Annotated in this window: 15 protein-coding genes; 13 read left to right on the top strand and 2 right to left on the bottom strand. The window is 32.5% G+C overall.

Going from position 1 to position 14688, the window contains the following annotated elements; genetic code table 11:
* Positions 1–37: 37 nt before the first annotated feature.
* Positions 38–610 carry a hypothetical protein gene (locus tag RR430_RS07185; RefSeq protein WP_332487183.1) on the bottom strand — a complete coding sequence of 191 codons (573 nt, stop codon included), beginning with the start codon at positions 608–610 and terminating at the stop codon, positions 38–40.
* A 59-nt stretch (positions 611–669) separates the two neighbouring features.
* Between RR430_RS07185 and tagD the strand changes: the two genes are divergently transcribed.
* On the top strand, positions 670–1062 hold the full coding sequence (tagD, locus tag RR430_RS07180; RefSeq protein ID WP_332487186.1) for a glycerol-3-phosphate cytidylyltransferase: 393 nt from the start codon (positions 670–672) through the stop codon (positions 1060–1062).
* Here the strand turns inward: tagD and RR430_RS07175 are convergent.
* Positions 1055–2179, bottom strand: coding sequence for a tRNA(Met) cytidine acetate ligase (locus RR430_RS07175; RefSeq protein WP_332487188.1), 1125 nt, complete (start codon positions 2177–2179; stop codon positions 1055–1057). The genes tagD and RR430_RS07175 overlap by 8 nt on opposite strands.
* A gap of 80 nt (positions 2180–2259) precedes the next feature.
* On the opposite strand from RR430_RS07175, the gene RR430_RS07170 reads away from it, so the two are divergent.
* The 12 genes from RR430_RS07170 (at position 2260) to secD (ending at position 14681) form a co-directional block, all read left to right on the top strand.
* A complete protein-coding gene (locus tag RR430_RS07170; RefSeq protein ID WP_332487189.1) occupies positions 2260–3162 on the top strand; it encodes an alpha/beta fold hydrolase in 903 nt (300 codons plus the stop codon).
* A 64-nt stretch (positions 3163–3226) separates the two neighbouring features.
* Positions 3227–3739, top strand: coding sequence for a YceD family protein (locus RR430_RS07165; RefSeq protein ID WP_332487190.1), 513 nt, complete (start codon positions 3227–3229; stop codon positions 3737–3739).
* An 11-nt stretch (positions 3740–3750) separates the two neighbouring features.
* The gene (rpmF, locus tag RR430_RS07160; protein ID WP_332469037.1) at positions 3751–3897 is read left to right on the top strand and encodes a 50S ribosomal protein L32; all 147 of its coding nucleotides are present in this window, start codon (positions 3751–3753) and stop codon (positions 3895–3897) included.
* Between the two features lie 297 nt (positions 3898–4194).
* Positions 4195–4722 (top strand): hypothetical protein, encoded by a 528-nt coding sequence (locus tag RR430_RS07155; RefSeq protein ID WP_332487192.1) that lies wholly within the window; start codon positions 4195–4197, stop codon positions 4720–4722.
* 40 nt (positions 4723–4762) lie between these two features.
* Positions 4763–6859, top strand: a complete 2097-nt coding sequence (locus tag RR430_RS07150) for a sensor domain-containing diguanylate cyclase (protein ID WP_332487193.1) — start codon at positions 4763–4765, stop codon at positions 6857–6859.
* 322 nt (positions 6860–7181) lie between these two features.
* Positions 7182–7610 (top strand): division/cell wall cluster transcriptional repressor MraZ, encoded by a 429-nt coding sequence (gene mraZ / locus RR430_RS07145; RefSeq protein ID WP_332487195.1) that lies wholly within the window; start codon positions 7182–7184, stop codon positions 7608–7610.
* Entirely contained in the window at positions 7607–8545 is a 939-nt protein-coding gene (gene rsmH, locus RR430_RS07140; RefSeq protein ID WP_332487204.1) for a 16S rRNA (cytosine(1402)-N(4))-methyltransferase RsmH, read from the top strand. Before mraZ ends, rsmH begins: the two co-directional genes overlap by 4 nt.
* Entirely contained in the window at positions 8545–8850 is a 306-nt protein-coding gene (locus tag RR430_RS07135; RefSeq protein ID WP_332487197.1) for a hypothetical protein, read from the top strand. The genes rsmH and RR430_RS07135 overlap by 1 nt, the downstream gene beginning before the upstream one ends.
* A 2-nt stretch (positions 8851–8852) precedes the next feature.
* The gene (locus tag RR430_RS07130) at positions 8853–11036 is read left to right on the top strand and encodes a penicillin-binding protein (RefSeq protein ID WP_332487199.1); all 2184 of its coding nucleotides are present in this window, start codon (positions 8853–8855) and stop codon (positions 11034–11036) included.
* Between the two features lie 47 nt (positions 11037–11083).
* Positions 11084–12046, top strand: coding sequence for a phospho-N-acetylmuramoyl-pentapeptide-transferase (gene mraY, locus RR430_RS07125; RefSeq protein WP_332487200.1), 963 nt, complete (start codon positions 11084–11086; stop codon positions 12044–12046).
* A 51-nt stretch (positions 12047–12097) separates the two neighbouring features.
* A complete protein-coding gene (locus tag RR430_RS07120) occupies positions 12098–12391 on the top strand; it encodes a post-transcriptional regulator (RefSeq protein WP_332487201.1) in 294 nt (97 codons plus the stop codon).
* Positions 12384–14681 carry a protein translocase subunit SecD gene (gene secD / locus RR430_RS07115; protein WP_332487203.1) on the top strand — a complete coding sequence of 766 codons (2298 nt, stop codon included), beginning with the start codon at positions 12384–12386 and terminating at the stop codon, positions 14679–14681. Before RR430_RS07120 ends, secD begins: the two co-directional genes overlap by 8 nt.
* Positions 14682–14688 lie beyond the last annotated feature (7 nt).

Raw genomic sequence — 14688 nt, 5'->3', positions numbered from 1 at the left:
AAAACAACTTCTATCGTAATTGATAAAAGTTGTTTTTTTAATTTATTTGGGCTATTTGCTTCTTGAAGACTGATATAATTTGCGATATTAATTCATTTGCATCAGTAATTTTCCACTCTCCATTAATATTTTTACATTCAATAATAAATTCTTTACTTAAAGTAGGTAGACTTTTTTGGTAGGCTATATTGTATGCTTTTGCAATTTGTTCGTCATATTTATCGTTATCAGCGTGATACTTGAATGCTTCGATAAATAATTCTAAATAGTCTTCCTTAATTATATTTAGTCCATAATATTTAATAGTTAGGTTAAATAATGCATAAGAATCGTTTGATTCAATTTGTACCCAACTAATATCCAAGTCTTTTAGTATTTTTAAAGCCTCTATTGTTGTCTTTGAGGTATTTGCTGATTCAGTAACACTCGTAAATTCATTTTGAATTGTATCATCAATAGGGGTTTCTAGATAATTGTTCAATGTTGGAAAATCAAAGGAAGTCAGTTTAGTAAAAAAGACATCCATTAACATATCTGCGTTATCTGGTTTTGTTACACAACCTGATAATAATACACATAAAAGTAAGCAACATATTTTCTTCATTTTCATATTTTTTCCACAATCCGTTTTATTTGATATAATAATTATACATGAATAAGGAGTAAAGCATGAAAAGAATTTTAACTTATGGTACATATGATTTGTTACATTGGGGGCATATCCGTTTGCTAAAGCGTGCTAAAGAGATGGGTGACTATTTAATTGTTGCTTTATCAACGGATGAATTTAATGAAATTAAAGGTAAAAAGGCATATCACCCATATGAGGAAAGAAAAATGATGCTTGAAGCAATTCGATATGTTGATTTGGTTATTCCAGAGGATACATGGGAACAAAAAAAAGACGACATTCAAAAGTATTGCGCTGACGTCTTAGTAATGGGTGATGATTGGCAAGGAAAATTTGATGAGTATAAAGAGTATTGTGATGTTGAATACTTACCTAGGACAGATGGAATCTCTACAACTAAAATTAAACACGATCTTGAAAGCACTAAATAGTGCTTTTTATATATTGGGGTCCACCAATTTCTTTTTTTATAATGGATTGGCGATGTTCTTCACTCATTAATGAGGTATAAAGTAGGGTAGTTCTAAATTCTAGTTTACGATATTTTTCTGGTATTTGACCAAATTTACTTGCTACATTAATCTCTTTATCAGTAAGAAATCTTAAGTATTGTCTTCCGTTATCATTAAATGCCAGAATTCGCAATGAATTAATAGGAGGTAAATTTTTAACTTCTTCTTTTGTTACATGATTTAACAATTGAATACAAGAGCGTTGAATTCGTGATGTCGTATATCGTCTAGTAGTTGCGTTATTTATGAACTCTTCAAAAGTAGCACTTTTCATTGCTTGGTTAATTAAATGATTTTCAATGCCTTCATTAAATAAGAAAATACTAGATAATTCGTTAGGGTTGCTAGTACATAGTAATGTTCTAAGGTAAGGATAAAAAGCCTTTAGTGAAACACATGAAGCTTCACTGAGTGTAGAAGCCATAGATGTAGCACTTGCAAAGGGAATGCCTTTAAAATAGGCGTTTCTAATTGCGGAAGCACTTGCTATAGTGTTATGTATCTCTGAATCGTGATAATGGATGGTTCTTTGAATTGTATAAGGTTTTATAGAAGTACCAATGCATTCTTTTAAGTAGGCTACTCCTAATATATCGTTTGGTTCCATTTCTTTAGCCAGTAAACCATATGCTTTGGGAAAACTATTTCCTTTTTGTAATGATTCTTTTAAATTATCCACATGAATACATGATTCAGCCATGTCTTGTAATTCTTCAATATTATTGCTTTCGCTACCAAATACTAAAGAATCGATATGAGCTAGTTTTAAGATGTCTAGAGCGCCTTTGGCAAAGTGAGAAGCACTTTGTGTGGCAAAGATATAAGGGAGTTCTATGACACAGTCTACGCCGTTTAAAATAGCTTCTTTACTACGTAACCATTTATCTATAATTGCGGGTTCACCGCGTTGAGTAAAATTTCCAGACATAACCGCAACTAAAACATCACATCCAGTAATTTCTCTTGCTTTTTGGATGTGATAAGCATGCCCGTTATGAAAAGGATTATATTCAACTACTATTCCGCATATTTTCATAATATCACCGCTATTATTCTATCATAATTCTAGAACAGTTAGGAAGAAATATGGTATGATAGTTAAGCGAGGTGAAGCATATGAATGTTGAATTATCTTATAACATATACCGCCCTCAAGATTACGCTTTGGGTATTGTGCAAATTATTCACGGTATGAGTGAGTATGGGCATCGATATGAAAAGTTTGCTCAATACTTATGTAAAAAAGGTTTTGTAGTCATAACTTACGATCATCGTGGTCATGGGTCAACATGCTTATCGAAAGATGAATTTGGATTTTTTGATTCTGAAGATGGCTGGTTAAAATTGATTGAAGATGCACATTTTATTACTGATGTGGTAAAAAGAGAATATCCACCTGATGTTCCTTTTATTCTCTTTGGACATAGCATGGGGTCTTTAGTTGCGAGGTCTTATTTAAAAAGATATGACTATGAGTTAAATGGATTGATTTTAAGTGGGGCACCTAATTACCAAATTGCTACACCATTAGGTCTTCTATTAGCCAAACATTTTGTCAAAACAAAGGGCGAAAAGGCGAAATCTACATTGCTTGAAGATTTATCTACAGGGCAATTTTCTAAGAAATTCCCAGGTGGTACTAAATATGATTGGATTAGTAAAAACCCAGATAATGTAGAATCATACATAAATGATCCATTATGTGGATTTCCGTTCACTAATAAGGGGTATGAAGATTTGTTTAGGCTTATGGGTGATATGCATAAGTTAAAAGGATGGAAATGCACGAATAAAGAATTACCTATATTCTTTATTGCTGGAGAAGATGATCCATGCACTGGTGGAAATAGTGGTTTACTAAACTCAATAAATAGGCTTAAAAAAGCTGGATATTGCAATTTGACACAACTTGTTTACCCTGAACTTAGACATGAAATTCTAAATGAAAAGGAACAAGAAGTTGTTTATGAAGATATATTTGAATGGATTTGTAAGCATTGCTTAAAGAAGAATGGCTAAAATGATTGACTTTAGAGGTCTCTTTCTCTATAATTAATGCGTTAACGAAATGGGAGTGCACTGTGTGAAATGGACTAGAGCTGAGTTGTTAAACTTGCAAGGAAATCAGATCGAATTTGATGAATTTGTTGAGTTTGATAAAAAAACATTCCAAATGAATGAGCGTTTAAGAAATTTACATGATGTACACGTAAGCGGGGTTGGATATTTTGGCCACAGTACACACGAATTCGAAGTCGAATTAGAGATTACTGGTGTGATGGAATGTCCTTGTGCCATCACCAATGAATCGGTGGATGTACCGTTTGATACCTGTTCTCATGAAATATTTTCATTTGTAGATACAGATGATATAGATGTTCATGTTGTTAAGAATGAAATCATTGAATTGATTCCTGTTATCTTCCAACTTATTAACCTTGAAGTACCATTAAAGGTAGTAAAAGATGGACCAATTGATTATCCTAAAGGTAATGGTTGGCAAGTAATGAGTGAAGAAGATTATGAAAAGTCGAAGGGCAGTCAAATTGACCCTCGATTAGCAAAACTGAAAGATTTCAAAATTGAAAATGATTAGGAGGTGCCAAGATGGCTGTACAACAAAGAAGAAATTCTAAAACTAGAAAAAACAAACGTAGAACTCATTTCAAACTAGATGCTCCAACACTAGTTAAATGTCCTGCATGTGGGGAACTTAAAAAACCTCACTTCATGTGCGCTTGTGGAAATAAATAGTAAGTTCGCTTACTATTTTTTTTTTGGAAAATTGGTAATAGATTTTTTATTAAAAATTAGATATAATAACGTTAAATGATGACTTGTGCATATAATATGTGTTTTTGATACAAGTTATAAATAGATTTGTGCGGTACTTTTGAGTTTACCGTTTTGTTTGGCTGGAATATAATTATTAATTTATTTGTTGCGATAACTTCGTAATGATGTTTTCTACGCCGGGTCATTTGTGGTTAATATAGAAATAATACACTATATCAAATCACCTGCAATACCATATAATGGAGGAATCAAATTATGAGTGAGTATGATATAGAAATAGAAGCATTAAAGGAACAACTGTTACTTAGTGAAAAACGATATGAAATTGCAATAGGTTTTTCAGATGTAACTTCCTTTGATTATAATGTTGTTACTAAGAAAATTATTACTCAACAAACTGATTTTAACGTTTTTGGAATGCCAGCAGTTATGGAAAATGGTGTTGAAGATGTGATTAAGTCAGGAATAATTGCTACCCGAAGTATTGAGAACCTAAGAGATCTTTATCGAAGAATTGATGCGGGAGAACCTACAGCGAAGACTATTATTTATGCGAATGCTGTAGATGGGGGAGAACATTTATTAGAAATTTATTTAGTTAATATTTTTAATAAAAAAGGTGAACCGATTTATGCGGTTGGTGCAAGAAAAGATATTACAGAAACATCGCTTCTAAAAAAAGAAGAAGCTTATAAAATGGCAATAGAATCAAATATGATTTTAATCTTTGAAGCCAATATTTCTACAGATCGATATACTAATTATAATAATGGTTTTTTTTAATGAGTTTAATATTCCAAAATCGGGTTCTGTAAGTGAAGCATTGGCATATTTGTGCAATAAAAGAATAGCACCTAAACATCGTGAATTAGTATTTAATAAAATTTCAAATGATGCAATTATTGAAGCTTATCGTAAGGGGAAACGAACAATAAATTGTGAAAATTTAATGTTACTTTCATCTGGAAAATATGAATGGTTTGAAGAAACGGTACATATTATAGAAGATGAAATCACTGGCGATATTCATGTTCGTTGCTATATCAAAAATATAAATAAAGAAAAAGAGATAGAACAGCAAGCTAGTGAAGAACGTGCGTATTATGAAGCTATGGTATCTAAACTTAATGCGATGTATGAGTTTAATATTACTGAAGATAAAGCTGTTCGAGGTTATGAAGAATGGCGAGCATTGTATGGTATTGGGGAAACGGATAATTACACTCAAATAATGACAGCGTTTGCAAACCATGCAGTACATCCTGATGACTTTGGAAGCTTTTATGATTTGTACAGTGTTGACAATCTTTTAAAAGCATACAAGCAAGGTAAACAAGAAGTTTCTGGTGAATATCGTCGTATGGACTTACGTGGTATATTTATTTGGGTTATTAGTACAATTAATCTATTTGAAGAACCTTTTAGTGGAAATATAATGGGGTTTTGTTATATTAAAAGTATAGATGATGAAAAGAAAGAACAATTAGATTTATTGTATAAAGCTGAAAGAGATGCTCTTACGGGGTTTTATAATAAAGTAACAGTAGAAGAAAAAATATCCGCATTACTTACTACAAGCGATATCAAAGTAGGTAAACATGCGTTCCTTATGTTAGATTTAGATTATTTTAAAGATATTAATGATCATTTTGGACATGCTTTTGGTGACGCTTTCTTATCTGAGATGGCTTCGAAAACAAAAGGATTATTCCGTGAAGATGATATACTGGGTCGAGTAGGTGGAGATGAGTTTGTTGTTTTTATGCGAAATGTTGAAAATGAACGAACGATAACGAATAAAGCAAAAGAACTTTGTTCACTACTAACTGAAACTTATACTCAAAGTGAAGTTGTGTATCGGGTATCTGTTAGTATTGGTATATCGCTTTATCCAAGCGATGGGAAAACCTATGCGGAGCTTTATCATAATGCTGATACAGCACTTTATTATGCTAAGGAACATGGAAGAGATCAATTTGCTTTTTATGATAGTGCTATGCAATTTGGTGGGACAAGTATTAAATCAATTGATAGTGACAGAACAATAGAAGCAAAGATATTTGAAGAAAACATTAGTGAGTACGTTTTCAGAATTCTTTATGAATCTGTTGGAAGTGCATCAGCGATTCAAACTGTATTGGAATTAATTGGTAAACATTATAACGTAAGTAGAGTATATATTTTTGAAAATACAGATGATGGATTGTTTACAAAAAATACTTTTGAATGGTGTGCTGATGGAATATCGTCACAAAGAGAATTATTACAAGAAGTAAGTTATTCGCCTTTGGGGAATTATAAAAATAATCTAAATCATGAGGGTTATTTATTCATTCCTAATGTTGGAAATACAACACCAGAGCTCAAAGCGATATTAGAGCCTCAAGGAATAAAGAGTATGCTACAGTTCTCCATTGAAAGAAATGGAAAATTTGTTGGGTTTATGGGACTTGATCAATGCGTTTGTTTAATTCAACCAACACAAAAAATATTGAGTGAGTGCAGGAATATGGCTAATGTTATAGGTATCTTCCTCACTGAATTAAGAGCGGTAGAAAATGCTATCGCTGCCAAACAAATGGCATTGTCGGTTGTTAATGGATTAGCATCTTATGCTTATGTATGTAACCCGCAAACGCATGAAGTTTTATTTATTAATGAGAGATTGAATAAATTAATACCAACTGCAAATGTTGGAGATATTTGTCACAAAGCGTTCTGGGCAAGTGATGATATTTGTAAGGACTGTCCAATGAAGACACTTATGGAAAGTAAAGATACAAAGTACTTAACGGAGATGTATAATACGAATTTAAATATTTGGGTAAAGGTTACAACTTCGTGGATTGATTGGCTCCATGATGAGAAGGCTTGTCTGGTAGACAGTTATGACATTACAAAATATATAAAAAATAATTAATTTAAATCAATGTGATTCTTTAATAAGGTCACTCTAAAGTAGACAACAGAAATGATGTAAACGTTGACTATGAAGAGTGATTTTTTTCTTTCGGAAATTATAAGAAATATGAATGTTTTTAAAGCTTATTTTTTTAATGGTTTAGGCTTGTGAAATTAGGCCTTTTTTAGTTTGTTAAAAGGTTAAAAAAGCCTTGTAAATTGAATGATTTTCAAGTGAATTAAATATTTAACAAATTGCATAAAAAGTACTTTGCAAATGTATATATATGGTCTATAATGTGGGAGTAAGTGGTGAGAAGTGGTAGATAGTGGGGGTACTTGTGTTTATAGGTGAATTCAGACACAATCTAGACTCGAAGAAAAGAGTAATAATTCCTGCTAAGTTTCGTGAGGAACTAGGAGAAACTTTTATTGTGACTAGAGGTCTTGATGGATGTTTAACAGTCTACACTATGGAACAATGGGAACTTTTATTGGAACAACTAAAAAAATTACCATCTACTAAAAAAGAATCAAGATTATATGTTCGTAGTATTACATCTAAAGCAACTGAATGTGAATGTGATACTCAAGGAAGAATACAATTACCAAGTTATTTAATTAGCGAGGCAGCTATTAACAAAGAATGTGTCATTGTCGGAGTTGCTGATCATGTGGAAATTTGGTCACAACAACGTTGGGAAGGCTATCAAGAGGAAAGCGAATCATTTGAAGATGTTGCTGAACAATTGACAGATTTCTTACTATAATGGAACACATTAGCGTATTACTCCATGAAACAGTTGATGCATTAGCGGTTAAACCAAACGGTTATTACATTGATGGTACTCTTGGAAGGGGTGGACATAGTCTACTGGTTGTTGAACAACTTAATGAAGGACACTTATTTGCTTTCGATAAAGATCAAAAAGCAATTGAAGAGTCTAGTAAACGATTAGAGAAATATTTAAATAAAGTTACTTTCATTCATGATGATTTTAAAAACATGAAAAAAGATATTGAAGAATTAGGCATTGAACAAATTGATGGTATTATGATGGACTTAGGTGTTTCATCACCACAATTCGATGATGCTTCAAGGGGATTTAGTTATCGTTTTGATGCAAAACTTGATATGCGAATGGATCAAAGTCAATTATTAACAGCATATGATGTTGTGAATACATATGATTATCACGATTTAATTAGAATATTATTTCAGTACGGTGAAGAAAAATTTGCTAAACAAATTGCTAGAAGTATTGAAAGAAATCGCGCAATAAAACCTATTGAAACAACATTTGAATTAGTTGATGTAATCAAACAAGCGCTTCCAATGAAGGTGTTAAGTAAAAAAGGACATCCTGCTAAACAAACATTCCAAGCAATACGTTTAGAGGTTAATGGTGAATTAGAATCATTGAAACAGGGTTTAAGAGATGCGGTGAATATGCTAAGTGTTGGTGGAAGATGTGCAATTATTACATTCCATTCCTTAGAAGATAGAATCGTAAAAGAAATATTTAATGAATTTTCAACAGTAGAAGCAGTGGATAAGCGAATTCCACTATTACCAGAACAAATGGAAACACCATCCTATAAATTGGTTAACAAAAAACCTATTAGTGCTAGTGAGGATGAATTAGCGATGAATAACCGCTCACATAGTGCAAAACTTAGGGTGATAGAAAGGGTAAAAGAATAATGGCTAAAATAGTTAAAAAGAAAAAAGTTAAAAAATTAAGATTACAAAACTTTACAGTTGTATTATTTTTGTTTGCTGCAATTGCATCACTTAGTTCAAGATTGTTCTTGCGCTCTTACAACAACTCTTTAAGTGTGGCTCGTCAATCAATTGAAAGTGAAATAGCATCTATTCAAACTGAAAATGAAGCTGTTAAAGTTGAAATTCAAACATTAAGCTCACGTGATAGAATTGAATCTATCGCAACTGATGCAGGATTAGGTTTAGATCAAAATAATATCGTAACCATCGCTAACGGAGATTAATGATGAAAAGAAGCAATCGCATGCTTCTATTTATATTTGTAATTACATTAGTAGTATCAGTATTGATTGCTTCTAATGTTTTTTTAGTATCTGTATTTAAGGTACATGCGGTAAGTGGAACAGACTTAAGTGCATATGCTGAAAGTGCAAATATGCAAACAGAATACTTCACCGCAACCCGTGGGTATATTTATGATCGAAATGGCAATATCATCGCACAAGATAATAGTACATATAATATTAAATGTATATTAGATGAAAATAGACCAGCGCAAAAAGGTAAGGTAGCTTATGTTGATGATCCTGGAAAAACTGCTGATGTATTATCGGTTCTTTTAGGCATGGATAGAGAAAAAATATATAACTTGCTTACTCAAGATTTATATCAAACAGAGTTAGGAACAGCGGGGCGTAATCTTTCTAAAGAAAAGAAAGATGAAATAATTAGTTATGGATTAAATGGAATTGAATTCTATCCATCAATTAAACGTTCGTATCCACTTGGTACATTTGCATCGAATCTTATTGGATTCGCGCAATCAGATGAATCTGGTAGTACTGTGGGTAAGATGGGTCTTGAATTAATACTTGAAGATGAGTTATCGGGAATTAATGGATATCGCACATATCAATCTGATAAGCATGGATATATTTTGCCCGGTATGAAAATGACAGAAGTTAGTGCTATTAATGGTAATAATGTAACTTTAACAATCGATAAAGAAATTCAAGAATCACTTGAACAAGCATTTATGCAAACGTACGAATTATTTAATGCTGATCGTATGTGGGGTGCAGTAATGGAAGTAGATACTGGTAAAGTACTTGCTTGGGGACAATCACCTTCATTTGATCCAAATCAATTAGATATAACAGATTATAATAACTATGGAGCACAACTACCTTATGAACCAGGTTCTACAATGAAATCTTTTGTATGGGCAGCAGCGATTAATGAGGGTGTGTATGATGGAAATGCGGAAGTGTATTCAGGCCCATATTGTTATAAAGCGGATGGATTAAATCCTTATCGTGTGTCATCGGGAGGAATTGGGTGCATTACCAATGCTAGTTATAAAAACTGGGGTACTGTAGGTTATGATTATGGCTTGATTTTATCTTCAAACTCAGTAACAGCAGATTTATTAACAGAAGTAATTAGTCCTTCTATATATGAAGACTATTTGGATCGTTTTCATTTTTTCCAACCAGTTGAAACAGACGGATTAAGAGAGGAAGTAGGAATTAAGCATTTTAAATGGCCTTCTGAAAAGATTACAGCAGCTTATGGACAAGGTTCAACTGTCACAATGCTTCAATTGTTACAAGCTTATTCAGCTATATTTGGTGATGGAAAAATGGTAAAACCTTATTTTGTTGAAAGCATTAAAGATTCATATGATAGTCAAAAGGTAATTTATCAAGCAGAAACTGAAGTAGTTGGAGAACCAATTACAGCAGATACTGCAGCAACTTTACGAGATATATTAAAACGTGTAGTTTATGATAAGCAAGGTACAGGAAAATGGTATGCAATTCCAGAAATAGAAATTAGCGGTAAAACAGGAACAACGCAAGTATTAGTATCGGGTTCTTATGCATCTGGTAGAACAATTGCATCGGTAATGATGGGAATGCCAGCAGATGACCCACAATATATGATTTATTATGCATTCGAAGCGGGATATGATAAAAATGCCCATTATAAAACAGAACCAATTAAGACTTTATTAAGGAAAGTAGCAATGCTAACAAATTTAACAGCGACCAATCCTTCAAATACACAAGAATCAGGGGAATATCCAACAGAAGGAGAAGTTGTTAAGACAGAAATAAAAACATATGAAATGCCAAGTTTAGTTAATCATTCTTATGACTATGCAGCATCTAAACTAGATGGAATGGGAGTTTTAACTTATGTGCTTGGATCAAGTAACACTATTATTGATCAATTTCCAAAAGCTGGCGAAAGTGTGTCTACAAATCAAAAGGTTTTCTTGTTAACTGATACAGGAGGCTTTATTATGCCAGATTTAACTGGTTGGAGTAAAAAAGATGTAACAGCCTTATGGGAAATTACTGATTTTGGTTTCAAAATTTCTGGAAGTGGACAAGTAATATCACAAAATGTACCAATAGATGCCTTCGTTACAAAGGACACTGAAATTGAAGTTGAACTTCAATAGTGTTCTTGATATAATTATGTGGCTTTAAACAAAGGGGGCTAAGAAAGATGATTTTTATGATGTTAGGCGCATTTCTTGTTAGTGCAGCAATCGTTTTAGTCTTAATGCCTCGCTATATAAATTTTTTAAAAAAAATTAGTTTCAATCAAACAGTAAGTGAATATAGTTTAGAAGAATACCAACAAAAAGCTAAAACACCAACTATGGGTGGTGTTTTATTTGTAATTGTACCAGTACTTGTAACATTTATATTTATGCCTAAAGCAGTTTTAGATTTAGATGTTGCAATAATATTATTAGCCTTTATTGGGTATGGTGCCATTGGGTTTTTAGATGATTATATAATTGTAATTAAACAGGATAATCAAGGGTTATTACCTCGTCATAAATTCTTTTTACAAGTTGTTTTGGCGGTAATTTTCTTTATTATTTATCAAAGCCATACTTCCCTTGATGTCATGATACCGGTTTTTAAAACAGTATTACCACTTGGAGGATTATATGGAATTCTTATTTTCTTTATGTTTGTTGGTGGAAGTAATGCTGTAAACTTAACTGATGGTATGGATGGGTTAGCTGCTGGGTGCAGTGTGATTGCGTTTATTCCATTCTTATTGTTTGCATTACAAGATAGAAATATTCCAATAGTTGTGTTTATTGCATCGTTGCTAGGAGCACTCATTGGCTATCTAAGATATAACATTCATCCCGCTCGAATATTTATGGGGGATACAGGATCACTTGCTTTGGGTGGTGCACTTGCAGCTGTTGCGATGGTTTTAAAGCAAGAAGTTGCTTTATTATTCATTGGTGGTGTCTTTGTTTGGGAAACATTATGTGTCATCATTCAAATAGGTTCTGTTAAATTAAGAGGTAAACGAGTATTTAGATATACTCCTATCCATTATAGTTTTGTATTGTCAGGTATGAAGGAAACACAGGTAGTTAAATCGTTTTGGATATTATCAGCTATTTGTGCGTTCGTAGGATTTATTGTAGCTGTATTTTAGATAGAGTCATCTATCGTTTTTGAATTTAGTGTAGCCAAAGGAGGATTGATTATGCAAGAATTTGATGTTCATAATTCTCAAGTAGAATTAGCAATTGTATTAAAATTACAACAAATTCAACGTGATGAATTACCTACTTTGACATATAAGAATATAGAAGAGGTTTTGTACCGTTTTATATGGGCGCAGAAGCCACCTAGGTCTTTACACGATGCTGTAAATGATATATTATCTTTAACAGCGGATAAAGTTGTTAGATATTTGTCGAAAATGGCAATTATTGACGGTTATAACAAGAATTTAGAAGAGTATAGTGATTTAATAGGAGGAAATAGTCATGAATAAGAATACAAAAACAAAACGTTTAGTAGTGTTTTTTGTAACAATTGCAGCTGTTGTAGCTTTGATTGGAACATTCTCAAAAGGAATCGCAAAAAATTTAACTCTAGGGCTTGATTTACAAGGGGGATTTGAAATTTTATATGAAGTAAGTCCACTTGAAAACGATGGATCATTGCCTGAAATGTCAGCGGTTGCGAAGAGTGTTAGTAAACGTGTAAATGTTTTAGGGGTGAGTGAACCTCAAATCGTAATCGAAGGGGACAATCGAATTCGTGTTCAATTGGCTGGTGTTGCTGATCCTGAACAAGCACGTCGTATGATTTCAGCTACAGCAAATCTTACATTTAGAGATGTTGATGATAACTTATTGGCAGATGCTGCAATTATTAAAGAAGGTGGTGCAAGTCTTGCATATCAAGATGGTAAACCAGTTGTATCTTTAAAGATTGCTGACTCTACTAAGTTCGCAGATATTACAGAAGAAGTATCAAGCAAAACAGCAGGGAATAACATGATTGTTACTTGGCTTGATTTTAGTGATGGTGATTCTTATGCAGCAGAGGCTGTCAATGTTAAAAATGGTGGTGAACCTAAATACATTAGTGTTGCATCTGTTACTCAACGTTTAGAAGGTGATGTAGTTATTTCTGGTAATTTTACTGAAGCGGAAGCTCGAGAATTATCTGATTTAATTAACTCAGGTTCTTTACCAGTTAAAATGACTGAAATTTCTAGTAATGTTGTAAGTGCAGATTATGGTATGGGAGCATTTGAATTAACTAAAAATGCAGGTATCATTGGAGCGCTATTAGTATTACTATTTATGATTATTATGTATCGTTTACCAGGTATTATTGCTGGTATTATGTTAACAGTCTATATATTTGCAGTATTTGCGCTTTATAGTGCAATGGGGGCAGTATTTACACTTCCAGGTATTGCGGCTTTAGTTCTTGGAGTAGGTATGACAGTGGATGCCAATATCATTACCTTTGAACGTATTAAAGATGAATTATATAAAGGACGATCAGTAAAGAATGCTGTTAAAGATGGCCAAAGTGTATCGTTCTCTACTATATTTGATGCTCAATTTACGACATTACTTGCTGGATTAATTATGTATGTATTTGGTAATGGAGCTGTTAAGGGATTTGCTACAATGTTAATGATCACAGTAATTTGTACGCTAGTGATTAATGTATTTGTATCACGTTTCTTATTGAATCAAATTGTATTATCAGGAGTTCTTGATAATAAGAAAAAATGGTTTGGAGTTAAAGAAAGTTTGATTCCAGATGTTAGCAAAAATGAAAAACAAGTTTATTTTGGACCACTTCCAAAATTGGATTTCTTAAAATATGCAAAGAAATTTATTATTGTAAGTTTATCAATTATTGCAGTTGGTATTGCTGTTGCTGGATTCAATGCCGCTAGTGGAAATGGTGCACTAAACTTAGGAATCGATTTCTCAAGTGGTACGAAGATTACTGTTTCTGCAGCAGAAAAAATTGATATTAATGATGTGGAAACTACATTTAAAGAATTAGGTTTTGATAAAGTAAAATATCAAGCATCAGGTGATAAAGTTGTTTATGCAACAATTAAAGATGCTTTAGATACTGATCAATTAGATACAATTAAATCAACTTTCAAAGATATCTATGGTATTGAACCTGGGGATAATGTGGTTACTCCAGTGGTAGGAAGAGATCTTGTTAAAAATGCTTTCATGTTAAGTATTCTTGCGTGGATTGCAATGTTAATTTATATTACTATACGATTTAAATGGGATTATGCTGTAAGTTGTATTGTCGCATTATTACATGATGTTGCGATAGTTATTGCTGTATTTGTTATTTTCCGTTTAGAGTTCAATACTGAATTAATATCAGTTATATTAGCTATTATTGGTTATTCTATTAACAACTCAATAGTTGTATTTGATAGAGTGCGTGAGGAACTAGCGGATGCTAAAGGTAATGCTAAACATACTCCTGAATTCTATCGTGGAATTGTTAACGAAGCTCTAGATAATACATTATTACGTTCTATCTTTAGTTCAATTACTACAATTTTACCAATTGTTTGTTTGTTATTACTAGGTTCAAACGCTATCTTCACATTTACATTTGCAATGTTTGTGGGATTAATTGCAGGAACACTATCAAGTATGTTCATAGCTCCACAAATTTGGTTCTATATCCGTACACATATGAAAGATAAACCAAAAAACAAGAAAAAAGCTAAACGTGAAGAACTTGATGAATATACTATCAAAGGAATTAATGCGTAATTGATTA

Origin of the sequence: Anaerorhabdus sp. (genome assembly GCF_036641015.1) — a bacterium.
Classification (GTDB): domain Bacteria; phylum Bacillota_I; class Bacilli_A; order Erysipelotrichales; family Erysipelotrichaceae; genus Anaerorhabdus.
Note: the sequence above shows the minus strand (reverse complement) of the source record. Positions and strands in the feature narration are given on the sequence as shown.

What these genes read in the sequence shown, in the direction of transcription:
- RR430_RS07185 (WP_332487183.1), bottom strand. Translation starts at nt 610, where the DNA reads ATGAAAATGAAGAAAATATGTTGCTTACTTTTATGTGTATTATTATCA.
- tagD (WP_332487186.1), top strand. Translation starts at nt 670, where the DNA reads ATGAAAAGAATTTTAACTTATGGTACATATGATTTGTTACATTGGGGG.
- RR430_RS07175 (WP_332487188.1), bottom strand. Translation starts at nt 2,179, where the DNA reads ATGAAAATATGCGGAATAGTAGTTGAATATAATCCTTTTCATAACGGG.
- RR430_RS07170 (WP_332487189.1), top strand. Translation starts at nt 2,260, where the DNA reads ATGAATGTTGAATTATCTTATAACATATACCGCCCTCAAGATTACGCT.
- rpmF (WP_332469037.1), top strand. Translation starts at nt 3,751, where the DNA reads ATGGCTGTACAACAAAGAAGAAATTCTAAAACTAGAAAAAACAAACGT.
- RR430_RS07155 (WP_332487192.1), top strand. Translation starts at nt 4,195, where the DNA reads ATGAGTGAGTATGATATAGAAATAGAAGCATTAAAGGAACAACTGTTA.
- RR430_RS07135 (WP_332487197.1), top strand. Translation starts at nt 8,545, where the DNA reads ATGGCTAAAATAGTTAAAAAGAAAAAAGTTAAAAAATTAAGATTACAA.
- RR430_RS07130 (WP_332487199.1), top strand. Translation starts at nt 8,853, where the DNA reads ATGAAAAGAAGCAATCGCATGCTTCTATTTATATTTGTAATTACATTA.
- mraY (WP_332487200.1), top strand. Translation starts at nt 11,084, where the DNA reads ATGATTTTTATGATGTTAGGCGCATTTCTTGTTAGTGCAGCAATCGTT.
- RR430_RS07120 (WP_332487201.1), top strand. Translation starts at nt 12,098, where the DNA reads ATGCAAGAATTTGATGTTCATAATTCTCAAGTAGAATTAGCAATTGTA.
- secD (WP_332487203.1), top strand. Translation starts at nt 12,384, where the DNA reads ATGAATAAGAATACAAAAACAAAACGTTTAGTAGTGTTTTTTGTAACA.